At 59.8% G+C, this 24,012-nt stretch carries 19 protein-coding genes and 4 pseudogenes; 11 read left to right on the top strand and 12 right to left on the bottom strand.

Annotated features, from left to right (window positions below):
- Positions 1–290, bottom strand: a 290-nt coding sequence (gene groES / locus AC0L3I_RS32410) for a co-chaperone GroES (RefSeq protein ID WP_473529631.1), incomplete at its 3' end; no start/stop codon positions are given.
- Between the two features lie 670 nt (positions 291–960).
- On the opposite strand from groES, the gene AC0L3I_RS32405 reads away from it, so the two are divergent.
- The 3 genes and pseudogenes from AC0L3I_RS32405 to AC0L3I_RS32395 all read left to right on the top strand — a co-directional run.
- Positions 961–1,215 carry a hypothetical protein gene (locus AC0L3I_RS32405; RefSeq protein WP_473529630.1) on the top strand — a complete coding sequence of 85 codons (255 nt, stop codon included), beginning with the start codon at positions 961–963 and terminating at the stop codon, positions 1,213–1,215.
- Between the two features lie 787 nt (positions 1,216–2,002).
- Positions 2,003–4,495: a DEAD/DEAH box helicase gene (locus AC0L3I_RS32400; protein ID WP_473529629.1), complete on the top strand. Its 2,493-nt coding sequence runs from the start codon at positions 2,003–2,005 to the stop codon at positions 4,493–4,495.
- 313 nt (positions 4,496–4,808) lie between these two features.
- Positions 4,809–4,930, top strand: a pseudogene (locus AC0L3I_RS32395) (GMP synthase (glutamine-hydrolyzing)); the annotation flags it as partial.
- Positions 4,931–4,955: 25 nt separating this feature from the next.
- On the opposite strand, the gene AC0L3I_RS32390 reads toward AC0L3I_RS32395, so the two are convergent.
- Positions 4,956–5,831, bottom strand: a complete 876-nt coding sequence (locus tag AC0L3I_RS32390; protein ID WP_473529628.1) for a LysR family transcriptional regulator — start codon at positions 5,829–5,831, stop codon at positions 4,956–4,958.
- Positions 5,832–5,914: 83 nt separating this feature from the next.
- On the opposite strand from AC0L3I_RS32390, the gene AC0L3I_RS32385 reads away from it, so the two are divergent.
- Both AC0L3I_RS32385 and AC0L3I_RS32380 read left to right on the top strand, forming a co-directional pair.
- Positions 5,915–6,988 carry an alkene reductase gene (locus AC0L3I_RS32385; RefSeq protein ID WP_473529627.1) on the top strand — a complete coding sequence of 358 codons (1,074 nt, stop codon included), beginning with the start codon at positions 5,915–5,917 and terminating at the stop codon, positions 6,986–6,988.
- Positions 6,989–7,218: 230 nt separating this feature from the next.
- On the top strand, positions 7,219–8,187 hold the full coding sequence (locus AC0L3I_RS32380) for an SDR family oxidoreductase (RefSeq protein WP_473529626.1): 969 nt from the start codon (positions 7,219–7,221) through the stop codon (positions 8,185–8,187).
- Between the two features lie 196 nt (positions 8,188–8,383).
- Here the strand turns inward: AC0L3I_RS32380 and AC0L3I_RS32375 are convergent.
- Positions 8,384–9,181: pseudogene (locus AC0L3I_RS32375) on the bottom strand (oxidoreductase); the annotation flags it as partial.
- Positions 9,182–9,414: 233 nt separating this feature from the next.
- The gene (locus AC0L3I_RS32370) at positions 9,415–10,587 is read right to left on the bottom strand and encodes a hypothetical protein (RefSeq protein WP_473529625.1); all 1,173 of its coding nucleotides are present in this window, start codon (positions 10,585–10,587) and stop codon (positions 9,415–9,417) included.
- Positions 10,588–10,833: 246 nt separating this feature from the next.
- Between AC0L3I_RS32370 and AC0L3I_RS32365 the strand changes: the two genes are divergently transcribed.
- Positions 10,834–11,154: a hypothetical protein gene (locus AC0L3I_RS32365; protein ID WP_473529624.1), complete on the top strand. Its 321-nt coding sequence runs from the start codon at positions 10,834–10,836 to the stop codon at positions 11,152–11,154.
- A gap of 454 nt (positions 11,155–11,608) precedes the next feature.
- Here the strand turns inward: AC0L3I_RS32365 and AC0L3I_RS32360 are convergent.
- The 4 genes and pseudogenes from AC0L3I_RS32360 to AC0L3I_RS32345 all read right to left on the bottom strand — a co-directional run bounded on the left by AC0L3I_RS32360 (position 11,609) and on the right by AC0L3I_RS32345 (position 16,321).
- Positions 11,609–12,807 (bottom strand): annotated as a pseudogene (locus tag AC0L3I_RS32360) (IS256 family transposase).
- Positions 12,808–13,109: 302 nt separating this feature from the next.
- Positions 13,110–13,499 (bottom strand): response regulator transcription factor, encoded by a 390-nt coding sequence (locus AC0L3I_RS32355; protein WP_473529623.1) that lies wholly within the window; start codon positions 13,497–13,499, stop codon positions 13,110–13,112.
- A 78-nt stretch (positions 13,500–13,577) separates the two neighbouring features.
- Positions 13,578–14,213: a response regulator transcription factor gene (locus tag AC0L3I_RS32350; RefSeq protein ID WP_473529622.1), complete on the bottom strand. Its 636-nt coding sequence runs from the start codon at positions 14,211–14,213 to the stop codon at positions 13,578–13,580.
- Positions 14,210–16,321: an ATP-binding protein gene (locus tag AC0L3I_RS32345; RefSeq protein ID WP_473529621.1), complete on the bottom strand. Its 2,112-nt coding sequence runs from the start codon at positions 16,319–16,321 to the stop codon at positions 14,210–14,212. Before AC0L3I_RS32345 ends, AC0L3I_RS32350 begins: the two co-directional genes overlap by 4 nt.
- Positions 16,322–16,793: 472 nt before the next feature.
- Between AC0L3I_RS32345 and AC0L3I_RS32340 the strand changes: the two genes are divergently transcribed.
- The 5 genes and pseudogenes from AC0L3I_RS32340 to AC0L3I_RS32320 form a co-directional block, all read left to right on the top strand.
- On the top strand, positions 16,794–17,099 hold the full coding sequence (locus AC0L3I_RS32340; protein ID WP_473529620.1) for a hypothetical protein: 306 nt from the start codon (positions 16,794–16,796) through the stop codon (positions 17,097–17,099).
- A gap of 319 nt (positions 17,100–17,418) precedes the next feature.
- The gene (locus AC0L3I_RS32335; RefSeq protein WP_473529619.1) at positions 17,419–18,231 is read left to right on the top strand and encodes a porin family protein; all 813 of its coding nucleotides are present in this window, start codon (positions 17,419–17,421) and stop codon (positions 18,229–18,231) included.
- Positions 18,232–18,403: 172 nt separating this feature from the next.
- A complete protein-coding gene (locus AC0L3I_RS32330) occupies positions 18,404–19,693 on the top strand; it encodes an alpha/beta hydrolase (RefSeq protein ID WP_473529635.1) in 1,290 nt (429 codons plus the stop codon).
- 182 nt (positions 19,694–19,875) lie between these two features.
- The gene (locus AC0L3I_RS32325; protein ID WP_473529618.1) at positions 19,876–20,796 is read left to right on the top strand and encodes an Lnb N-terminal periplasmic domain-containing protein; all 921 of its coding nucleotides are present in this window, start codon (positions 19,876–19,878) and stop codon (positions 20,794–20,796) included.
- Positions 20,797–20,804: 8 nt separating this feature from the next.
- Positions 20,805–20,900, top strand: a pseudogene (locus AC0L3I_RS32320) (transposase); the annotation flags it as partial.
- A gap of 1 nt (position 20,901) precedes the next feature.
- Here AC0L3I_RS32320 and AC0L3I_RS32315 read toward each other — a convergent pair.
- The 4 genes from AC0L3I_RS32315 to AC0L3I_RS32300 form a co-directional block, all read right to left on the bottom strand.
- Positions 20,902–21,615, bottom strand: a complete 714-nt coding sequence (locus tag AC0L3I_RS32315) for an LssY C-terminal domain-containing protein (protein ID WP_473529617.1) — start codon at positions 21,613–21,615, stop codon at positions 20,902–20,904.
- A gap of 109 nt (positions 21,616–21,724) precedes the next feature.
- The gene (locus AC0L3I_RS32310) at positions 21,725–22,228 is read right to left on the bottom strand and encodes a two pore domain potassium channel family protein (protein ID WP_473489615.1); all 504 of its coding nucleotides are present in this window, start codon (positions 22,226–22,228) and stop codon (positions 21,725–21,727) included.
- Positions 22,229–22,562: 334 nt separating this feature from the next.
- A complete protein-coding gene (locus tag AC0L3I_RS32305; RefSeq protein WP_473529616.1) occupies positions 22,563–23,318 on the bottom strand; it encodes a hypothetical protein in 756 nt (251 codons plus the stop codon).
- Positions 23,319–23,432: 114 nt separating this feature from the next.
- On the bottom strand, positions 23,433–24,005 hold the full coding sequence (locus AC0L3I_RS32300; protein ID WP_473529615.1) for an OmpA family protein: 573 nt from the start codon (positions 24,003–24,005) through the stop codon (positions 23,433–23,435).
- Positions 24,006–24,012: the final 7 nt, after the last annotated feature.

Genomic DNA, 24,012 nt, shown 5'->3' with positions numbered 1-24,012 from the left:
ATGATGCCCATGATGTCGGATTCCTTCATGATCAGAAGGTCTTCGCCATTGAGCTTGACTTCGGTGCCCGACCACTTTCCGAACAGGATGCGGTCGCCGGCCTTGACGTCCAGCGGGACGAGCTTGCCGGCTTCGTCGCGGGCGCCGGAACCGACGGCGGTGATCTCGCCTTCCTGCGGCTTTTCCTTAGCCGTATCGGGGATGATGATCCCGCCCGCGGTCTTGGATTCGGATTCGACCCGACGAACGACCACGCGGTCATGCAGCGGCCGGAAATTCGACTTTGCCATTTTGGATATCCCTGGTGCGGAGGTTGAAAGGTTCTCCGTTGCCGGAGCCCGGTTAGCACTCGCCAGCGGGGAGTGCTACCGTGTCGGTGAGATAGGCTGTAGGTTCGTCCTGGTCAAGACGGATGAGCGGACAGCCGAAGAGCAAAAGATTTGGAATCGACACGGAAGCCTAACCTCCATTACGGGCGCATCCCACTGCCTAAGCGCGTTTCGGCCGTCAGCCCTGGGCCGACTTTTGTGTCTTATTTGGAATGTGAAATTATGTGAAATTAACGGCCGAGCAGTCGGCCGCATCCATAAACTTGGGGTCGCAACGAGCGCTCATCGCTTCGGCAGGCACTTGCAGAGCACATCGGAATGTCTTTCTGAGGACGATGTTTCCCTCGGTTTGGGCCGCCTATCAAACAAGCAAATGCGAGCGCCTTGCTTGAGGATTGCCAGGCGCAATCGCTCGACCTGCTGATCGGACTCTCGAGCGAGCTCGCGGTGGACGATATCGTCCACCGCGCGGTCGTTCGTCGAAGGCCTCGATCTCGACGGGCTCGCAGTTGAAAGGCGGAAGGCTAGCGTCGGCTTGCCGATCTTCACGAGTTGCTATAGCAGCAGCTCGTCCGGCGCACCCGCACATAGGCGATCCTGCCGCCAATCGGGCCTCGACGGGAGCGGAAAAATGGACCTTGCAGATTGCCGAACGTTGAACGAGATCGTTCCAACTGACACCAATCCGTCAATAGCCAAGCTCGAACGCTGTCTGGCTGTCGCGGCCTATCTGGTCGTCCGGCATGGCGACGCCTACGCGTCCACCTTCGAGCGCCTGGAGCGCGAAGTCGAGCAAACGAGGCGGCGGCTCGGAAATCGCGAACGGGCGCAGCTCTTCCTGGCCGCATTGCCGCAAAATGGCGTCAGAAGTGTAGGACCGGCGTGACGTTGTTACTCAGAGTGAGTCGAAGAGTTAAGGACAGAATCGAAATTCGCGTGTTCCTATAGCGCATGGCCGATTGGGAGACATCGGCACGAGCAGCAGATGAGAATGCGAAGCTTTGGTCGACCGAGGATCGACGGGTGATGCGGCACTCGACCTAGGGCTGTCGAGCATGAGCAAAGACCGTCCTTGCCTTATGGTCTGTGAACTCCGACGTTGACCTCGCCGAATGGCAGCTCGTAAATAATGCAGTCAAAAGTGTGCATACCGCGACGGCGACCACATTGTTTCAGTCTTTTCAACAGCGTACGATTCTGACGGTATTTTTGACGGTATTGTGGATTTGATTGACGGAAAAAATTCAGGAAAAGCAGCGGCTTACAGTTACAATTAATCATCGAATGGGAGTGAGGGGAGAGTGGCGCGCAGTAGGCTAGGCCACGACCGGGCAACCGAACCAGCAGAGTCTATCCAACGACTGGCCGCGACGGTCTTTTTGCGACGATGCTGATCGTTGAAGGCGCGTCTAAAGAAGGTCGAAAATCGATCGATCGATGCCGATAGTGGTTGAAACTGAGCAAGTCGCGGATCGCCGAAATTCGTCTTTGAATTCAAGAGCGCGAAATTTCTGACGCATCGCTGAGACGGTTCTTGGCTGCGCGCAGAAAAATTTGCGCTGAAAAGTCAGCATGTTACGAAAGCTGTGAATAATTGACTGGGAGTAGGGGGGAGTCGCCCGCATTCACGATTAACATCTGGTGAGAAATTTTTCTGAACGGATTATGCTTCGATGAAATCCAAGCGCCAACGCCTGAATTCCGCGATCAAGCCGAACAGGGAGCCTAAGCTCTCGCGCACCCACGCGCCTGCCGACCTTTCGCCGGTCGACTGGCAACGCGGCTTGCGCCGCCAGTTCGGACGCGAGCAGGACTTCGGACTTGAGAATCTGACCAGCGAGCCGTTTTTCTCCGAATTTCGGGTCAGCAATCCTGTTTCGAAGTCCAGCTACCGCGTGGCGATCCGAGGTTTGGGGCCGGGTGGCAATTTCTGTTCATGCCCCGATTATGCCACCAGCGAATTGGGAACCTGCAAGCACCTCGAATTCACACTTGCCCAGTTGAAGAAAAAGCGCGGCGCCAGGACAGCGTTTGCGCGCGGTTACCAGCCGGCATTTTCTGAGTTGTATCTACGCAATGAAGGCAAGCGCTGCGTGTATTTTCGCGCCGGAACGGACTGCCCGCCGGCGGTGGCCGAGGCCGCCGACGGGTTGTTCGATGCCGAACACAACGGGATGCTGCCGGACGAGCGGTTTGGCGAGTTGGAGCGCTTCATGACCGTGGTGTCGAAGTGCGGCCATGAGTTGCGGGCCTATGACGATGCGCTCGATTTTATCGCGGGAAGGCGCGATGCGGACCGGCGCACAGCAAAGCTCGAACAATTGTTCCAGCGCGGTGCCGCCGATCCCAAGCTGCTGGGACTTCTGAAGGTGCCGCTCTATCCCTATCAGGCCGAAGGTGCGCTGTTTGCGGTGCGAACCGGCCGGGCATTGATCGCCGACGATATGGGATTGGGCAAGACCATACAGGCAATTGCCGCAGCTGAAATACTGGCGCGACACTTTGGCGTCTCGAAAGTGCTGGTGGTCTGCCCGACCTCGCTCAAATACCAGTGGCAAAGCGAGATTATGCGTTTCTCGGGGCGGGAAGGTGAAAATGCGGCACGCGTGATCAACGGCGGTCGGGCGCAGCGGCAGATGGACTACGCCTTTGACGATTTCTGCAAGATCACAAATTATGAGAAACTCAAGCCCGATCTCGACCTGATCGCCGCATGGGGACCCGAACTGGTCATCGTCGATGAAGCGCAACGGGTCAAGAACTGGAACACAATTGCCGCGCGCGCATTGAAGCGCATCGATAGCTCCTATGCGATCGTGCTTACCGGGACACCGTTGGAAAACAAGCTGGAGGAACTGGTGTCCATCGTCCAGTTTGTCGATCAGCACCGGTTGGGGCCGACCTGGAAGCTGCTGCACGAACATCAGGTCAAGGACGATACCGGGCGTGTTACCGGCTACACCGGGCTGGAGAAGGTCAGCCAAACGCTGGCGCCGGTCATGATCCGCCGGCGCAAATCCGAGGTGCTGCGGCAACTGCCCAGCCGGACCGACCAGAATCTGCTGATGCCGATGACCGAGATGCAAATGCTCTATCATCAGGAAAGCGCTGACGTGGTGGCGAAAATCGTCCAGCGCTGGCGCAAGACCAGGTTTCTGTCGGACAAGGATCAGCGTCGGCTGACCTGTGCGCTACAGAACATGCGCATGTCGTGCAACAGCACCTATCTGCTGGACCAGGAAACCGATCATGGCGTCAAGGCCGACGAACTGGCGGCGCTGTTCGAGGATTTGTTCGCCGAGCCCGACGCCAAGGCGGTGGTGTTTTCGCAATGGACGCGGACCCACGACATCGTCATCCGCCGCCTCGAAGCGCGTAAGCTGGGCTACGTCAGCTTCCACGGCGGCGTGCCGTCCGAGAAGCGGCCGGCATTGGTCGAGCGGTTTCGCGACGACCCCGCCTGCCGCGTGTTTCTGTCCACCGATGCCGGCAGCACGGGGCTCAATCTGCAGCATGCTTCGACCCTGGTGAACATGGACTTGCCGTGGAACCCGGCGATCCTCGAACAGCGCATCGCGCGCATTCATCGCATGGGTCAGAAACGGCCGGTGCGGGTCATCAATTTCGTGGCCAAGGGCACCATCGAGGAAGGCATGCTTTCGGTGCTGGCGTTCAAACGCTCTTTGTCTGCGGGAATTCTCGATGGGGCCAGCGGCGAGATTTCGCTCGGCGGTTCGCGTCTCAACCGCTTCATGAAGGACGTGGAAAATGTCACCGGGAGCATGGGTGAGGGCGAGGCCGTAACACCGGCCGAGGAAGTGAGGAACATCGCCGCTGCAGATGCGGCCGGTTCCGCGGAAGATGTAAATGCGGATGTAGACGCCGGAGCGGGCGAGACGGCGATTGCGCGAACTGATGCGGCCGGAGCACCGCCGAGCGTTACGGGTGCCGATCCCTGGCGCGCCTTGCTGCAGGTCGGCGCCCAGTTTGTCGCCGCGCTGGCGTCCGCCAACGATCCCAGCGCACCGGCGCATCCATGGATTGAGCGCGATCTCGCCACCGGCGCGCAAAGCCTCAAAATGCCGCTGCCGCCACCGGAAGCCGCGAGACAACTTGCCGATACGCTTTCTGCACTCGCGGACAGCTTGCGGGGGAAGATTGCATGACGAGCCGTGGCTGAGCGCATGATCGCTTCAATCGCGCAGTACTCTTCACCGCGTAGTCGAGTGCCGCTTCCTCGCAGGCTCATCTCAGCCGGAGATCGCGCACAAAGCCTCTGGGCCATTTTCGCCGCCGGGCACCCGGTCGTATGTCCAAATGGTGAGCATGCTGTTCCCGCGAATTAGTCACTGTCGGTCGCTCATTTGCCATTGCAACTGGAGCAAGATGAGATTCTCCGCCGCCGACCACGGGCTGATGCGCAGGGAAGAGGCATCAGGCGTGGTGGAGATGTTTCGCCAGCACTACAGTCTGCCGCTCATGACGGCGGATTTCTACCGCTACGGCATGGCGTTCCTGAGCGCCGCCGCCACCATCATCAACGAGGTGCGCGGCATCAACCGCTGACGTGCAAGCCGCCGGGCACAATCGAGTGGGAGTAGCGGGCAAACGGCGGCAATAGCATGTTCAAGCCTCCATCAACCTGGAAGACAGGAATTCGATGAAGCGCTGGGTCTTGGCTGGAATAAGGCGAGTTTCGGTGACGGCGTAAATGCTAACCGACGACCCCTGCCATTCGGGCAGGATGCGTCGGAGCCGGCCAGAGGCCAAGTCTTCGGCGACGATCTTCTCGGCAAGCAGGGCGATGCCCTGGTGGTTGACCGCCAGGGCGCGGATCATCCCGACGCTGTTGAGCGTGAAGCGGCCGCGAACGCCGACATCGACCTTGTTCATCTCCTGGTGCAAAGTCCAGGTCGGGCTCCGCGGCATGCAGATGCATTCATGCTCCGCCAGGTCCGCCGGTGTGGCGGGCTCGCCCGACGCTTCGATATAGCCAGGAGACGCATAGAGGTAGCGCGAATGCCGCCCGATCAGGCGAGTGATCAGACTGGAATCTTCCAGTCTGCCGATGCGGATCGCCACATCGAACGGCTCGGCCACCAAATCGACGCGGCGTGGGGTCAGGTCGAATTCGAACGTGATGCCGGGATAGTGCCGCGCGAAATCGCCGATGATCGGCGTGAGGTAAAAAGTAGCGAGGTCGACCGGGAGCGAAACCCGCAGGACGCCGCTGGGCTGCTCAAGCATCGCGCCGAGCTGTTCGTGCGCGAGCCGTGCCTCGTCGACGATTCGCTTGCTCCGTTCAAAATAAAGCTGACCGGCCTCGGTGAGCTCGATCTTGCGCGTTGTGCGATGAAGGAGCCTCAAGCCGATCGCCTTCTCCAACTCGCTGATACGTCGCGACAGGGTGGAGTTCGGCATGCCGAGAGCCTCCGCAGCCTTCCGAAAGCTCTTGGCTCTGGCCACCTCCACGAACAGCGCCATGTCGTTCAAATGGTTCAACCGATTGCTCCATAGATGGAAAGATGATTTCAATCCTGCCGGATTTATCCCGAGATCGGAATGGTGGACAAGGACTCCAACGAATGGAGAACCCGATGAATCCACTGTTCACCCCGGCCCGCATTGGCCGCTATACGCTTCCCAACCGGCTGGTCATGGCGCCCATGACCCGCAGCCGCGCAGCCTTCGACGGTACGCCGGGAGAGCTGGCTGCCGAATATTATGCCCAGCGCGCCGACATCGGCCTGATCGTCACCGAAGGCACTCAGCCCTCGGATGACGGCCAGGGCTATCTCACCACCCCGGGCATCTACACGCCCGCCCATGTCGCCGGCTGGCGGAAGATCATTTCCGCCGTGCACGCCAAAGGCGGCCACATCTTCATCCAGCTCATGCACGCCGGGCGCATGTCGCATCCCGACAACACGCCACATCACCGCCAGGGCGTCGCGCCGTCCGCAATCGCGCCGGGGACGGGCATGTTCACCGCGACCGGGCTGCAGGACATTCCCACGCCGCGCGCGCTGACGACCGAAGAAGTGCGCCGGACCGTCGCCGATTTCCGCCATGCGGCCCGCTCAGCGATCGAGGCCGGCGCCGACGGCACCGAGATTCACGGCGCAAACGCCTACCTCGTCCAGCAGTTCTTCGCGCCGAGCGCCAACGCCCGCACGGACGAATATGGCGGCTCCCTCGAGAACCGCGCCCGCTTCGCCATCGAGGTCGCAACGGCGATCGCCGAGGAGATCGGCGCGGACCGCACCGCGATCCGCCTGTCCCCGGGGACGACCATGTGGGGGATCGACGAAGGCGCCGAAGGGTCGGACCTCTACCGCCATCTTGTCGCCGAGCTCGACAAGCTCGGGCTCGCCTATGTGCATATCATGCACCAGGGCAACGAGCCGTTGCTGGCCGATATTCGCAAGCTCTGGCACCAATCGCTGATCCTCAGCCGGCCGGGTCGTCCGCGCGACCAGATCGGAGCCGACGTAGCTTCGGGGCTGGCCGATCTCGAAGCCTATGGCCAGATGGTCCTTGCCAATCCGGACTTCGTCGTGCGGCTGAAGGCCAATGCGGCGATGAACGAGGCAGACCAAAACACCTTCTTCGGCGGCAACGCGCGAGGCTACATCGATTACCCCGCCCTGAGCGCCTAGGGTACGCGGCCATACCCGTTGTCGAGCTCCAGTGTCCGTCGCCGCTCAGCATTGGCTCGTCGATGCCATGTCTCTCGTTGAGGCAGCGCCGCCCATCATCGAGACCTGGGCGCAAGATTGACTATCAGATCAGGCGGCGGAAGCCGGTGCCAAAATCGAAGCCCTGAACGGATGATCGATCAGGGCTGGGGGAGCTACGGACCGATATCAGTTAATGAGAGGAAATTAGGTTGGATCAATCACCGCGTCCTTCGACTGCCTCGGATAAGAAGGCACTTGCCGAGACCGCAAATTCAAGCGCGACGGGGAAGAAAAAGGTCCTGCTCGTTGGCGCCACAGGGTTCCTCGGAGCCAAGATTCTCCGCAACCTGGCGCATGCTGCGAATGCGACCGTCGTTGCGATGTCGCGTAAGGGCGCGCCCTCAAATGAGAGCGCCGACGTCGAATGGGTGCGCGGCGACATGATGGATCCAGCGTCATTGGATCGTGCGTTGCAGGGCGTGGACGTCGTCGTCAGCTCGGCTAACAGTTACATGCAGGGAAGCCTCGACACGGACTTTGAGGGCAACAAGAATCTTATTGAGACCGCAGCAAGAGCCAATGTTGGCCGATTTGTCTTTCTCAGCATCGTCAGCTGCGAGGCTGCGTCAGCAGTGCCGCATTTCCACGCCAAGAAAGTGGCCGAGGATCTGATCAAGGCCTCCGGTGTGCCATATGTATTTGTCCGCGCGCCCACATTTCTCGATCAAAGCTCAGACATCATTGCGAAGGGTGTGAAAGCTGGCCGGTTCCTGGCGATGGGCGATAAGACTACAAAATGGTCCTATGTTTTGACAGATGATCTGGCCTCATATCTTGCAAAAGCCGCGACGTTTCCTGGTAGTGAAATCAACAACCAAACGATCGATGTCGGCTGGCGCGATGGGCCCAAGAGCCAGCAAGAGGTCGCCGATCTCGTCTCCGAGGTTATAAAGAAACGCCTTAAGGTCCGGGTTGTGCCGTGGCTGGTTTTCCACTTGCTCGCACGCCCGGTAAAGCTGTTTTCCGAGCTTGGGTATGATCTGATTCAGATGTTCCTGTTCTTCAAAAAGGGCGTCTATGTTTCGCATATTTCGAAGCAAGAACACTTCTTTGGACCCGCCCCTACATCCCGAGATGCGATCACGCGATGGGCGAAAAGTCATCAGCTAATTTCCTGATGCATATGGACTGGCTCCCAATAGCAGCGAGACAGAATAATGATGTTGGAAACGGGTTCGTCCGCGCGCTCACGCGCGACAACCATGCTCTCGGATGAGGTGCTGGAACAGACACGTTCCTGGATTGATGCCGGGATCAACCAAGTGTCGGTCACATAATTGCTATGCTTGCCGACTGGCCGGATCGAGGCTGTGATCAGGCCGGCAGGCGGAACTGCTGGCGCAAGGCCTTGTCGAACATCCTCGCAGGCATGAAACGCCGCAGCAGGCTGATCTGCCGCGCGACCTTGCCGACGGTGTAGCGTTGCCGCTGGTGCGCGGCCGTGGCCGCCAGAAGCACTGCGTCCGCCACCTTCTCGGGAGTATCGGCCGTTAGCATAGCGTTCTTGATAAAGGCATGCACCCAAGCGCGCCCTGCGTCGTACTCCTTCATCATGGAATCCGGTTCCAGCGAGTTTTGGTCGAAGGTGCTTTGGACGTTGCCCGGCTCGATCAGCGAGACGCGGACGTTGAAGGCGCGGATTTCGTGGTCGAGCGACTCCGAATAGCCTTCGAGTGCGTGCTTGCTCGCCACGTAATGCGCCGAGTACGGTGCCGGCACGAATCCCAGCGCCGAACTGATGTTGACAATGCGGCCTTCTCCACGACGCCGCATCGAAGGCAACACGGCGTTGGTCATCCGCATGACACCGAACAGGTTGACATCGAACAGGCTCTGAACCTGAGCGACCGAGGACTCTTCGGCACCCCCAAACAGGCCCAAGCCGGCATTGTTGACGAGAACGTCGATACGCCCGGTGCTTGAGAGTACCGTCGAAACGAGCGAAGCCACAGAGGCTTCATCAGTCAGGTCACAAGCCAGCATCGTGACCTGGCTCGGGCTCTTGCCACTCGCCTTGCGGCTAGTGCCGAAGACTGTGAAGCCGGCCCGTACTAAGGCCTCGGCACTCGCGTGACCAATGCCGGAGGAGGCTCCCGTTACGAGAGCGGTTTTTTGGAATTAAGTTCACCGCTGTCTCCAAAACGCTGGAGCTTCCACCAGCGGCCTACTATTGCATTGCACTCAATTATAGAAATTATGATCGTAATGCAATAGCGCGGCACCAAGCTTCAGTGCCGATCGATACGGTTGCGCCGCGAAATGTTCATGATGCCCTCCACTGGCGCTACGGGTGGGCTTGCGTTGCGGCATCAGGCGGCGCGTTGCCGTGTCTTACGGGCAGAGTTTTACGTCTGCCCGCCTAAGTCCTTGAATGCGAGCCCGGCCTTTTTGAGCGAACCGAGGAAGAAATCGACGTCCTCTGGTCTAATGATCCGCATTGCGACCTCCTGCCGGAGGTTCTTGATCAAGCCTGGCGCGTTTTGTTCAAGCCAGACACGCTCGCGCCGGGCGTCCGCTTCATATCCGCCCTCACCGAAAATCGCGGCCGCGATGGTGTGATAGTTGGCATTGCCGGGAACCGTGGCTTTCCTGATCCACATGGCCGCCTGCGGATAATCGCCGCGAAAATAGGCGCAAAGGGCAAGCGCGGTCTCGTAATAGGCTAAGGGACCCGGATTACGCGTGCGAGCTTCCTCGATCAGCGGGCAGCCGTCGTCCCAGCCTCCTGAAAGCGCCAACCGATATCCGTACTCGCCCATCAGTTCGGTATCGTTGGGGTTGATGTCCAAGGCACGTTTGCCCACGATCAACGCCGCCTCGATCTCTTTGCTGAAATAGAGCGCGAACATTTCCGCCTGCAGGCCGCGGATGTTGAGCGGGTCCAGTTCCACGGCCCGCCTGGCCGCGGCAAGAGCGCGCGCGATCGAGGCCGAAGTCGCGGCTTCGTCGGAAGGATAAAGAAATCGAATCTCGTCGATATAGGCCTGCGACAGCAGACCCCAGGCCGTGGCGTAGCCCGGGAAGCGGTCAACGGCCTTCTCCAGGCACGCACGCACCGCTGGAAGTGCCGTTTGTTCGAGCTTTGCCCGGTATGCGTAGAAAGAAAGCGTGCAGGAATAGGCAGCCCAATCGTCGGGAGGATTCGAGACATTGAGCGAGGCGTCGGCCTGAAAGATCACGCCGTATGTCTGGGCCAGGCTCGTCGCCACTTTCTGTGCGATATTGGCCTCGGTCTCGATAAGCGCGGCAACTTTCATCTCTCCATCATAACTGTCCGCCCACAGGACGGAGCCGTCGGCGCGGTTGATGAACCTGACCCGAAGCCGGAAGGCATCGGTCGACAGGTGGACGCTTCCCGCAAGAACAAAGCGCGACGGCGCGACCGAATTTTCGGAGGACTGGACGACGATGATGTCCCTGAACTTAGAGAGTTGCCCGACAATTTCCTGTGTCAATCCGCCCGCAATCGCCCTGGAGGCTTCCGTTCCTGAAAGGTCGTCAACCGCCTCGACCAGCACTCGCGGAATCTCAGGCGAGGTTGGGCGGACGCCGCTCCTCGCCAATCCCAATGCCAGAACAGCCAATGCTGGGACGGTAGCCGCAAGAACGACCGTCAGCCATGATGCCCTCGTCCATCGAGCAGGGCTCGGGACCTTCTCTGCCCGGCTGATCGGCAAGGCCGGCTCAATTGTCTCAGGGGGCGATCGCACCAAGAACGTTGGAACGTAACCGCCCTTCGGGATCGTGATGAGAATTGGATCGTCGTGTCCGGCAGTCAGGTAGTAACGCTCGAGCCCGCGCCGGAGGTGGCCAGCCTCGATACGGACAATCGGATCCGTCTGCGGGTCGAAGGACATATCGCGGCCGAACACTTCGACTGCGATCGAATAGGCCTTGATACGATCACCGCGACCCGCCAGCGTCTCCTCCACCACATGGCTGAGGAAGCGGCGCTCGCGACCGGTTGCATCGAAGTCCGCGCTGTTGAGGATCCGGGCAAGCTGGGCACGACAAGCCTCTGGGGCGAGCCTATGCCCATTCCCTGCAGCTATTTCCGCCCGGATCATCTTGGTCCCCTCACATGACCTTGCCGGAGCCGCTGTGGTCGGCGACGGCCCACAAGATGGGAATCGGCTTCCGGCTCGATGACGGTTTGTCCCCAGGCGGCCGAGTCCGCAAGCGCCAGCCCGACGCAAAACCCAATGCCCAGCCGCAGCGGCCGAGTTCCCGTGCCGCAAGTCGCTCTTATTACGGCCACGCGAGCCTCCCTGTAAAAAGAACGCTTCCCGATCGAGGTATGACTAAAGTCTAGCGAGTTGAGCAGATACCGCTATTGGCCTTTGGGGAACCGCAGCCCTAGCGGGTGCATCTGTCCGAGGGCAAGGCACTGGAACGCCCGCTGCGATCAGCGCCAGGCCGAGGTAGCGCGGTGAGTTGTGTGCGTCAAGTTCTGCAAAAATGGCGTGGCATTCAGCGGTGACGCGTGTCCGCCGCGCAGCCCCCGTGTTTAGCGGAGCGGCGGACATGGCGGGCCGCGTCTCAGGCGGCCAATGCCCTCAGGTTCTCCTTCTTGTGCTCGCGCAGATGATCCATGTTGAGGTAGCGGGTCGCCTCGAGCCAGTTCTCGTGGATCTCCACCGCCAATGCCCGAACCAGCCGCAAACAGCTCTGCGGGTTGGGGAAGATGCGAACGACCAGGGTGCGCCGCTTGATCTCCTGGTTCAGCCGCTCCAGCATGTTCGTCGACTTCATGTGCTTGTGATGCGCCAGCGGCAGCCGGTAGAAGCTCAGCGTCTCCTCGATGTTGGTCTCCACCCAATCCACCAGCTTCGGGTATTTGGCCTGCCATTTGGCGATCCACTGCGCCAGGTCGCGCTTGACCTCGGCCAGGTCGCGCCGGTCATAGAACCATCTGAGCTCCATCAGGCAGTCGTCATCGACCTTGCGCGGCACATAGTCGAGCGCGTTTCTGAGGAAGTGCACGTAACAGCGCTGCCAGACTGCCTCGGGCAGGACTTCGCGGATCGCTGCCCTGAGCCCCGGATGGTCGTCGGAGACGACGAACTCGACGCCGGCGAGCCCGCGCTGCTTGAGCCCTGCCACGAACGCGCGCCAGCTCGAATGGCTTTCCCGGTTGGCCAACTCGACGCCGAGCACCTGGCGCCGGCCCTCCCAGTCGACGCCGATCGCCACCAAGACCGCCTGGCTGGCGATCACGCCGGCCTCGCGCGCCCGCTCATAGCGCGCATCCAGAATGAGGTACGGGTAAGGTTCGGCAAGCCGCTGCTCAAAGAACGCCTTCAGCGCTTCATCCAGCCGCGCCGTCGCCTGGCTCACCGTCGAGGCCGAGAAGGAATGGCCGCACAGCTCCTCGGTGATCGCCTTGACCTTGCGCGTCGACACGCCTTGCACGTACATCTCGACCAGCGCCGATACCAGTGCCTTCTCCGAGCGCTGGTAGCGCTCGAACAACTCCGTCGAGAACCGGCCGGCCCGATCTTGCGGAACCCGAAGCTCCAGCACGCCAACCCGCGTCACAAGCTTGCGTTCGTAATAGCCGGACCGGTAACCAACCCGCTCCGTCGTCCGCTCGCCTCTCTCGGCCCCATCGCCTCCGTCATCTCGGCTTCCAAAGCCTCCTGCACGACAGTCTGCAAAACTCTGCGAAAGCCGTCCTCATCCGACAACAGCAACGCTTTCAACTCGCCTCTGCTCAGTCTAACGTCTCGCTTGGTCATGGCACTCCCCTTCCACGGGAATCGGTGGTCGCAACGTCACCAGCGTGCCATGGCCGCCCCTCGCCTCAGAGCAAGGGCCGTTCTCTCTCCAAAGCTTTTTGCAGAACCTTCGGGACACTATCAGCGCGGTGCCGCCTTGCCGGATCGACTCCCGCCCTGCGGATCCATTGGATGTCCCTTGGTTCGCCTCACGATCGGGAAGGCCATCCAGGAAGACTGGCCGCGCTAATGGACCTTTGGGAAGGAGGCAGAAACCTATTGCAGCCCAAAATGAGATCGCCCGAAAGGCCGGGAAACTAGTTTTAGTTTAAGTTGCCTGAGGACGACGCGAGCGCCGCCTGGATCGCACCGATCAGCAAGGCGGCAGGGAAGGGTTTTTGGAGATAGGCGCCGCAGCCCAAGCGAACGGCTTCCACCTCGATGGCACCGTCATCGACGGCGGAAATGAAAATGACAGGCAGCCAAGGATCGGAGCTCTGCAAGCGCCGCCTGAGCTCCAGTCCGGAAATCCCACCGAGCTGGATATCGAGCACGACGCACAAGATCGAGCTTGCCGGGTCGCGACCGAGAAAGGTTTCAGCCGATCCATAACCCTCAGTCGGAAATCCATGGGCGTTGAGCAGGCGCTCGACACTCCTCCGCATGCTGGGATCGTCCTCTACGACGGCTATCCTGCCTGGCAGGCTTTCCAAGGCGCGCCCCTTTCCCGTCTTGGCATCTGGGTAACCACATCCGGACGGTAGGCATAACCGGGCGCGTATGATACTGGCCTAAGGGGCAGAACCGCCTCTTTTTGGGGCGTTCAGGAGTCCCAGTCGCTCGGCGATCGACACCATCTCGGCCAGCGAATTCACTTTAAGCTTCTCCATGATCGCGTGCCTGTGGGCCTTCACCGTCCTTTCGGACGTGCCAAGTTCGAAAGCCACCTGCTTGTTGCGCTTACCGCGCACGACCATGTCGAAGACCTGAAACTCGCGCGGCGTCAGGCCGGCTGCGAGTGCATGAAGCTTGTCGATTCTATGATGCTCGGCGCAGCGTTTCTCGTTCTGCAGCAGCGCACGATTGATGGCCTCCAGCAGGTCCTTGGCCGAGACGGGCTTCTCCAGAAAATCCTCGGCACCCGCCTTGATGGCGCGAACAGTCGTGGCGATATCGCCGTGCCCGGTGAGGAAGACGGTCGGCAAAAGCGGCGCCTCTTGTGAAAGGCGGTCCTGCAGATCCGCGCCGCTCAGGCCGGGCATCTGCAGGTCGAGCAGTATGCAGCCTGGTTCCGCTGTCGGCAGGCGCGAAAGGATCTCTTCACCCGAACCGTAGGAAGCTACTCGAAACCCGGATGCCTCGACCAGCCGGCCGAGAGCCGTTCGAAACGACGCGTCGTCGTCGACAATGTGGATGACCGGTGTCATTGGATGCTCTGCGCCAGCGGCAGGTCGAAGCGAAAGACGGTGCCGCCCTCCGGGCGGTTGGCTGCCCAGATCCTGCCGCCATACGTCTCGATGATCGTCCGCGTGATGGACAGGCCCAGTCCGGTGCCTGCCGGCTTGGTGGTGTAGAAGGGATCGAAGACTGCGGCAAGCCGCTCATTGGGGATGCCGACGCCCGTATCCGAAATCGAGAGCTCGACCGTGGAGTTGTTGGTAATAGCGGTCTGGAATTCGAGTCTCCGCTCTGGCGAAGCCTTCTCATCCATCGCATCCATCGCATTCATCGCGAGATTGATGATGACCTGCTGGATGTGAACCCTGTCGGCGCGCACGGGCAGGTGCCTGGCCCCCCGAACCGAACGGACGGATACTTTCTGGCGTTCGGCTTCGGCGTGCAGGATGTTGATTGAACTGTCGAGAACCTCGTTGAGGTCGAAATCCTGCCAATCGATCTCGCCCCGCTTCTTGAGCATTTTGCGCAGGCGCTGAATGATGTCTCCCGCGCGCTGGTCATCGTCCTTTATGTCGGCGATGATCTGTTGGATGAGCTTGAGGTCGGGCTGATCGCTCTGAAGCAGTATCTCGGCCGCTTCCGCGTTGCTGCGTATCGCGCCGAGCGGCTGGTTGAGTTCATGCGCGATCGACGCGGACAGGGCGCCCGCCGTTGCGGACTGGTTGAGATGGACGACCTCGAGCAGGCGATGACTCGACTGGATTTCAGCTGCATGCCGGCGGCGACGCTCGTAGAACAGTCCGAGGATCGCCAGGCTCTGCGCCAGCAAGGCCAAGCCGACGAGGGTGATCTGCCATCGATACGTCTCCCAAAGCGTCGGCGTATAGTGAAGGATATTGGCGTCGTCCCGGAGGCTGGCCTTGTCCAAACCCCAGCGTTCTAGTTGACGCCAGTCGAGGACCGGAAAGTTGGTCGCATAGACAATCTGCGGAGCGGATTCGTCACCGGAAATACGTTCAATGACCTTGGCCGCAATGTCTTCGCCGATGGACCGATACGTCCCCATGTTGCCGCCCACTATTCCCAGGCCGACATACGAACTCAGCAGACCGTAGCTCGGCGCACCGGAAACCGCCGCGATTTTCGCGGCGGCATCGCGGGGGCGATACTTCGTGCCGCTGGCATCCTCGAAAATCGTAAGGATGAGCAGGATGGTCTGTGCCGTCAACTCTGTTTCGGCCATCATCGATTCGAGCGTGAGGCCGGAGAGATACTCAACGGGCAGATCGTGATATCTGTCGCCTAGGATCTGCCGGGCATTGTCCTGCCAGGATCGACCGAATTCAGCCGATCCAGACACCACCACGATCCGTCGAGCGTCGGGCTGCAGGCCGATTGCGAGATCGGTCGTCTTCGCGATGTCGTAAGCGCTGACCACCCCTTTCATGTCCGGCCGGGGAGAAAGTCGCTTCAGCGACCTCTCGCTCAGGTCTCCAAAGATGATGGCGGCGGTCGGGGCAATGGGGCTACGATGATCCAATATGAAGCGCAAAGCTTCAGGGCCGACCGCGACAACCACGTGAAGAGGAATGCTTTCGAATTTTGCGTGCAAACCATCAGCCAAACGTCGCAGATGGTCCGGTGTAGAAAAACGGCCGCTATCCAGGAATTCCGTATAGATCTCCAGCTTCGTCGTCGCCAGCTTTCCGAGGCCCTTTGCCAGTCCGTCGGCGATCTCGATGGCAGATGTCATCGTGCTGCTATCCTGGTGCAGGATCAAAATACGGTGGACGGCCGGGTCGGCGCTCGCAGTCGCAATGGTCAGGCTCGCTTGAAACGCAAGAATGGCGGCCGCTGACAGGACGTTTCGGGTCGATCGTCCGTTGTAACTTCTGATAAGGGCCGTTTTGGAGACCGCCGACGCAAGTCGACCTAAGCAGCGGATTGCTCGTACGGTCAGCCTGAGGATCCCCGGCGGGTTGCAGGTTTGTGAGGCAAAGAACGCGATCACGAGAGGAAGCAAGGAGCGGGCGTGCGACGGCAAGGCCAAGCAGGATAGAGCCAGCATCGTGCGCACCATGCGGAAACGCTCCTCTGCCAGCCCACCCCAGCCAATATTAGCAGCCGTCTGCGTCATGCGGACAGTAACCCAGGCAACCCCGTACTGGTGAAGATCAGGGCAAGGTGGGCACGAACTCTGGGGTGAGCTGATGCCCGCCCCCCGCGGCTGTGTCCGCCTGGATCACCTTGGTTCCCTCACCTGACGTTCTGGGGTGACTACTCCCAGTTATATTTCATTTTTCGCCGGTTACCCTCGCTGCGTAATTTACATCCGCGAGCCTGTTCTTGCAATACTCCCAGTATTCTGAACGGATAACGGTGGGATGACGGCGACGGTTCGCGGAATGCGCCGGCGGATGACAACGGATCAACAGGTAGGCGGCCTGACCGGCAAGCGCAATTTGATTTGCGATTTTATAAGCTTGGTTCCGACCGAGCTCGCGCTATGGATGTTCAGAAATTACCCTGTCACCCACGTAACTTACATTCCGCAGCCGCCTCCATGCGATAGGCTAGGGTGGTCTCGGGATACGAGTTGCGCCATGAGGATGGACGACGAACCGGCTGATAGACGAAGAGCGGTCTCGGCGGCAGTGCGTCGATTCCCGCAATTTGAATTGGCGATCCATCGGCTGATGGACCGAAGTGAAGGCTTTCACGATATGTGCGAGGAACTTGCAGAAGCGGAGCTCGCACTGTCGAGGATCGACAAGGTCCCGCCGGCATTGCGCGAGTCCAGACGAGCCGAATGGCAGGAACTGGTGGATCGGTTGGTTGGGGAAGTCGGAGCCGTGCTGCACACGGATGCGGCCCGGAAACCGCATGTCATTCCTTGGCCGCCACGCCAGAACTAAGCGGAGGCCGGCTTGGAATTTCTGTCTGGCAAGCGTAACCCAAAGCCTGTTCTTCTCGCGTTCCCAACCCACGGCGCCCCGACAGCGGACCGACGGCTTCGGATTCCGCACGGGAATGTCCCTGTTGTTCCCGGAGTAGGCCCAGAACTGTCCGTCCGTGACAGCCACGAACCAAATGTACCGTTGTCGATATGAAAGACGATTGGAATCCGATATCCATTAGCTGAGCAGCGCGAATGCATATATGTTGTCACTGCGATCTGCGCGAGACGATCGAATCGGACATGAAGTAAAAGACGGAATTAGAGGGGACTTCGATATGGGAATCATCCGAGCTCTGGTGTTGGCTTCGGCGGGAACAGCGGCAGCGCTGTTTGCGGTGCCGGCGATCGCTGCGGACGCTGCGACGCAACTTCCTGAAGCCGCACCCGTGCCTGCTGAAGCCGCACCGGCCTGGACCTTCACCGCAGAGCCCTATTTCTGGATGGCAGGCATAAAGGGCAGGGTCGGCGTCAGGGGCTTGTCGCCGGTAGATATCGACGTCGATTTCGGCCAGATTTTCGACCACATCGATTGGTCTCCCCCGCCGGTCATGCTTGCCGGTGAGGCGCGCAATGGCCGCTACGCTCTTTTCACCGACTTCATCTATCTGGGACTCGAGGCCGATGGCACGTCGCCCGGCCCGTTGGCTCTTTTTTCAGCCGAAGCGAACTTGAACACGGTGGTGTGGACCTTCGGCGGCTCCTATCGGGTCGTCGACAATGGCACGGCGACCTTGGACGTTCTGGCCGGAGGACGGCTCTGGTACCTAGATGCGGATTTGACCGTTACTGGCCCTCTCGCCACGAGGGAGGCCAGCGGCAGCAAGACCTGGGTCGACCCCGTGATTGGTGTGGCCGGCGATGTTGCTCTCGGTAACGGTTTCGGACTCCATGGCGAGGCGGATGTCGGTGGCTTCGGCCTTGGCGCCGACATCGATTGGCAAGTGCAGGGCACGCTTCAATACCGGTACAGTAATTCGGTCACGCTGGAAGCGGGCTATCGCTACCTTGCCGTAGACTACGAGGACGACGGATTTGTGTTTGACATAGCAATGCAGGGACCAATCATCGGCGCCAGATTTCGGTTCTGATCGGATCTGCGCCGGCGATTTTTAAATAGATCACGGTCGCGTGTCTGAGGTTCGCGCTAGCAGTGCAGTGCTGATCGTTTTCACTCCGGGTTGCGGGGGCGGCTTTCGCGACCCGAGGTCGCTTTGGGACGACTTCGAACGGGAGAAGAGTTTGGGAAACTGTTTCGTGGGTCTGTCCACAGTCAGACGTATCAGCAACGTTTTGTTGGCGTCGGCGTTGGTTGGCCTGCTGTGGGGGTGCGCGTCCCGTCCGACGAATGTGCTGCTGCCCGTGGCCGATACCTCTCCTTCCTCAAGCAAGGTGGAGATGCTGGTCACAACGACACGCAGTCGTTCCTCCAATCCGGCACAAATGTATACGGGCGAGCGCGGACTGGCCCCCTCGTTCGCGGAGATTACGGTGTCGATCCCTCCGGCATCGGTCCGCAAGGTTGGAGAGGTCGCATGGCCCAAGAAGCTGCCATCAAACCCGGCGACTGATTTCGCAGTCGTGCAGGCCCAGGAATTGACGCTCCAGACAGCGAAGGGGTGGCTTAGCGCCTCCGTCAGGAAGAGCCCGGATCACAGCGTCCTCGTCTTCATTCACGGATTCAACAATCGCTTTGAAGACTCGGTCTATCGTTTTGCGCAGATCACAAAGGACACCGGCACCCAGAGCGTTCCGATCCTGGTCACATGGCCCTCCCGAGGCAGTGCGCTGGCCTATGGCTACGATCGTGAAAGCACCAACTACACGCGAAATGCGCTTGAGCTGCTGTTCCAATATCTTGCACGCGATTCTGAAATAAAGGAAGTTTCGATCCTCGCCCATTCGATGGGCAACTGGCTTGCGTTGGAAGGCTTGCGCCAGATGGCCATCCGCAATGGCGGCCTTCCGGCGAAGTTCAAAAACGTCATGCTGGCCGCGCCTGACGTCGATGTCGACGTGTTTCGCACTCAGATTGCCGACATGGGCAAACAGCATCCGCAGTTCACCCTCTTTGTCTCGCAGGACGATCGCGCGCTGAAAGTTTCGCGACGGGTCTGGGGCGATATCCCCCGGCTCGGATCGATTGATCCGGAACAAGCTCCATACAAGGAAGAACTCGCCACCAACAACATAACCGTCATCGATCTGACCAAAGTCAAATCCGGAGATCCTTTGCATCACGGCAAGTTCGCGGAGTCACCGCAGATCGTGCAACTGATCGGGGCGCGAATGGCCGGCGGCCAGACGTTGACCGACAACAGGATAGGTCTCGGCGACACGATCATTCACGCAACGACCGGTGCGGCGGCAGCGGCCGGCAGCGCGGCAGGACTGGTGATTGCGGCACCTGTTGCAGCGGTCGATCAAAACAGCAGGGAAAATTTAGGCAATCACATCGGCGCCTTGACGGGTTCCCAGACTAGCCAGAAAGCGAACCCTAGCAGTAAGGATTGCGCTGTCTCCTCTCCGACTAGGAAAGACTGCAAGAAATAATCATTCGTCGAAGCCAAAGCGGCAGCACTGAAGCCGATGACGAGTCAACCGCATCCGCAGGAACGTTGCCGCGGTCCCGTCTGGCTGAAAAGGGGGAATGATTGCACCGCATCGCTCGGATCTCGCTTGCCATCATCCTTTCGCTAGCCGTCGCAATCCTGACTGCCTGGGCCGGGCTTGCCATGTGGTATCGCCTGCCTGCGGCTGAGCTTGGACGGGCTCTGGCCGGCGTTCTTTTCATCTTGTTCGGCCTCGCCACTATCATCGCGCTCTTCAGCCGGTTTCGTATCAGGGCGCTTGTCCTGTTTGCAGCTGCGTTTGCTGTGGTTCTGGTTTGGTGGAGCACCATCAGGCCTTTCGATCACGCGGACTGGGCGCCCGACGTCGCCCGTCAGGTGACCGGCACCCGCGACGGGAACCTGTTGACGCTGACGGATGTGCGCGACTTCGAATGGCGTAGCGCTACTGATTTCACCGAACGCTGGACAATGCGGACATACGACCTCTCCAACCTTCAGACGGTCGACCTCTTCATGTCTTATTGGTCCGGGACCAAAATCGCCCATGTCATCATAAGCTTCGGCTTTGCAGGAGGTGACTATCTTGCCTGGTCGATTGAGGTGCGACGCCAGGGAGGCGGCAAGTTTTCTCCCATGGCAGACCTGTTCAAGAGCAATCCGCTGGTCATTATTGCGGCTGACGAGCGAGACGTCGTCGGCGTCAGGTCAAACATTCGGGGAGAGGATGTCCAAATCTATCGGCTAAAAGTGTCACCGGAAGCGGCCCGGGCGCTCTTGCTGGAATACGTCTTGGACGCAAATGCACTTTCCACGACTCCAGAATTCTATAATTCCATCACGACGAACTGCACGACCACGATCGTCAAGATGATGCGAGCCGTCGGTGACGTGGTCCCCCTTGACTGGCGCCTCATCGTTAACGGCTACCTTCCCGAATATGCGTATGCACAGGGTGCACTCGACACCCGCTTGCCATTGTCAGACTTAAGAGCGTTAGCCCACATAGACGAGCGCGCACGAAAGTCAGGCCTGTCGCCGGATTTTTCGAGATTGATCCGTGTTGGCGTACCGTCTCCGCCCTAAGTGCGCAAGCTCACAAGGTGGCCGGCGTTCGCGAGATCATCGAGGCGGCCGGCGCATGCCTACGCTATCTTCCGCCCTACTCGCCGGACCTCAATCCGATCGAATCTAAATAGGCGAACGTCCTTTCAGCATACCAACGAGAGCCTTCCCGTCAGTATAATACGGATCCCCGCCGCCGTTGCGGCCGTCTTTGGTGGCGCCAATTCCGGAAATCTCGTAACTGGAGGAAAGCTGTCCGGCTGCCGTCAGGTCGCTGATGACCAGATCGCGTTCCGCGTCGACATCGGGGCCTATGTGGTGGGTGATTTGGCCGGTGTCATGGCTAAATCCGACGCCGCGATCGAAACTGGCCGAACCCAGCCAAAGCGGACGGCCATCGCTGCCCAACTTCTTGGTCAGCCAGAAACGGACATGATTGCGCTGGTCCGCGCTGTCTCCGACCGGTTTTTCGAAAGCCAGGTCTTGCTTCCTTCCCTCAAAAAGCAAGGCGCTGACAGGAGCATCCAGATCGGGTCGGTGGAGCACGACGCTGAGACCGATATCGATGGAAGAACGGAGCGTGATGGGGTCGGCAGGGTCCCAGTCAGCTGCCACGAATGCACGAATGACCTCTTCCTTTGTTCCGACGAGCCCGACGTTGATCGGATCGCCCGGGATATCCTGCTCGGTATGCGTGAGCATGCTGCCGAAGTCCGATACGCGTGAGGCATCTCGAAACACCCAGATTTCCGGCACGACGAAATAGGCGATGAGCAAATAGACGATCGCTACACCAAGTACAACGGTGGTGGCAGTCCGTATATTGGTTCGACGCCACATGGGCATTCTATCCTCTATTTTGCTCCGGGCTGCGGTGGTGCGGCAGCACCTCGCCAATTCCTACGCTGCCGGTCACGGAGAGGGCGGCGCTGCGCCCACTGACCTGTAGTCATGGTTCTGGCTCAGTCCCTTCAGGAGGCCCGCGATCCCTCAAATCCTTGGCCCGCACTTTGTCGAGTTTGCCAAAATCGGTCATGATGCTTACCAGGGCGCTCCCCGTCCAACCGAATGTGAACAACCCCGACATCGCTATGATCGGTCCGACCAAACGCCATCGATCAGGCAAACTAATGCTGCCCTCGCCGAGCGTCGTATAGCTCTCCAGGACGTAGTAGTAGCTGTCACGCATTGACGGAATTGATCCGGCCAAAAATATAGGGATGGCCCAGAGGAGCGTTTCGGCGAAATGCAATGCTGCCAGAGACCCTATCGTGATGGCGAGCAACAGGTTGAGGCGCCAATATGCCGTGGTTTCATTCACCTGAACCCAAGACTCGCTGAAGCGCTGATGGATTGTCCGAATTCCCGCGCCGTGGACGAAAATAATGACAATCATTATCAACGTGCCGAAAACAATTTCCAAAACCGGCCTGGGAGATGCCCCTTCGTCCATCGAGTTGTCTTTCTAGCCTAATGAATGCGAGTTCGATTGTTTGAAGGAAGCACTCTCGTGGGGATTTGGCCGTAGTTGCCAGTGCGGCCAGCACAATCGGGAGTGCGAGCCGGCTGCATCAGGCTCCACCTCCTGTCTGCGGTTCGGTTGCATGTCGTCGGCCTGACTTAGAAGGCGCCATCACCCGGACCTTTACGTGTGTCGAACCAGAAACTTGCATTCTCCGTAATTCGATGAATCCGGCAACCCGCGAGACGAACCAGACGGATGCCATGTCGGGGGTGTCGCGCGACCGGTTCGGCTGCATCGGATTGCGAGACGGCCGCGCTCGCCCTCAATAGCACGGCGGGTAAGGGTAATAACCACAGTAGGGCGGATATGCGTATGGGGCGGCGGCCCCGACGGCAGCGCCAAGAGCGGCTCCGGCAACTGCGGCCCCCGCCAAAGCGCCAGCACCATACCAAGCTCCACGATAGACAGGAGCATGCCAGTATGCGCCACCGTGATAACCGTATCCGCCACCATGCCAGACCGCGCCGCCGTAGCCGCCCACATGGGCGAATCCGCCACCGCCCGGTCCGCGAAACGCGAAGGCGTCAATGAAAAGTGCCGCAGGCCCGCTCGCATTGTTGAGACTGCCTTCCAGAACGGCAACGTCGAACGTCAGCGTGTTCCCCTCAAGTTTCGGCGCTTTGAGCGTAACCACGGCATCATCCACCTCCGAGCCGTCTCCCCCAAGAACTGAGACCGTTGCGTTCGGCGGGTCGACGGCGAAGCTGTCCTTGCCCTCATCCCACTGCATAATGAACTGCTCGGTCGCAACATGACCGGCGGCCCGCACCGGCCGATCGGCAAAGACGATTGAGTTTTTCGAAACGCCGGTCAGGACGAGCTTGCCGCCGTCGAGCGTGGCGCCCTGCGCATTGATGACGGCGAGCGACGGAATCGGTCCTGTCGCCGTAGCCTGGCCGATGGTCTTCTCCAGCGGGACATGCGGCTTCTTGGTTGTATCCTGGGCGACGGCTCCGGTGGTTGCCAACCCCAGGCCTCCGACAAAGAGCATCAGACGTGCGGCGTGATTGAATGTCATGGCAAATCTCCTCAGATGTTAGCCGCATTCGGCGGACCTGATGTCACTACACTGGACGCCAACGCCCAGTATGAACGAGAGTAGCTGCACAGCACCTCCCGATCCCGAGCGCAGCTACTTGACCAACCCAATATTGAGCAATTGAACCCGACGGTTGTCCGCTGCCTTCGGATTGGCGGGGTCGACCGGCATCTCTGATCCCACTCCGATTGAGAACAAGCGATTCGGTGCCACCGAAAAGGTCGTCCCCAGCGCTTCCGCAATGGCTTCAGCGCGCCGTGCGCTGAGGTCAAGGTTGCGCTTGGCATCGCCGGTGGCATTGGTGTGCCCAACGACGAGAAATTTGTAGCGGAGCAGCAGCGGATGATGGAGCGCGTCGGCGATCAAGCCAAGCGTCCTATAAGACCCGGGTTCGATTGCGACGGAGTTGTTCTCGAAGTTGATCTCGACAAAGAACTGCGGGAGGGTCGCCAGTTGGCTCCAGTGGGGCAGACTGGCAATCCCCTTGCCCGGATTGGCAGCCAATTCTTGCGCAAGCATCGCCACGTCGACGGCTGATGCGGCTTCGGCGACCTGTCCTAAGGTGTTGACGAGTTGATGTTCACTCAACTGCTGAGCCCCGGCGTCGCCGGCAGCGGCCAGTAGAACGGTCAGCGCCAAGGTATTGCGAAATCGACGAATAGACATTTTCTTT

This window comes from Mesorhizobium sp. WSM4840, assembly GCF_055811755.1.
The sequence above is the reverse complement of the archived record's forward strand: the minus strand, read 5'-3'. Positions and strand labels throughout refer to the sequence as shown.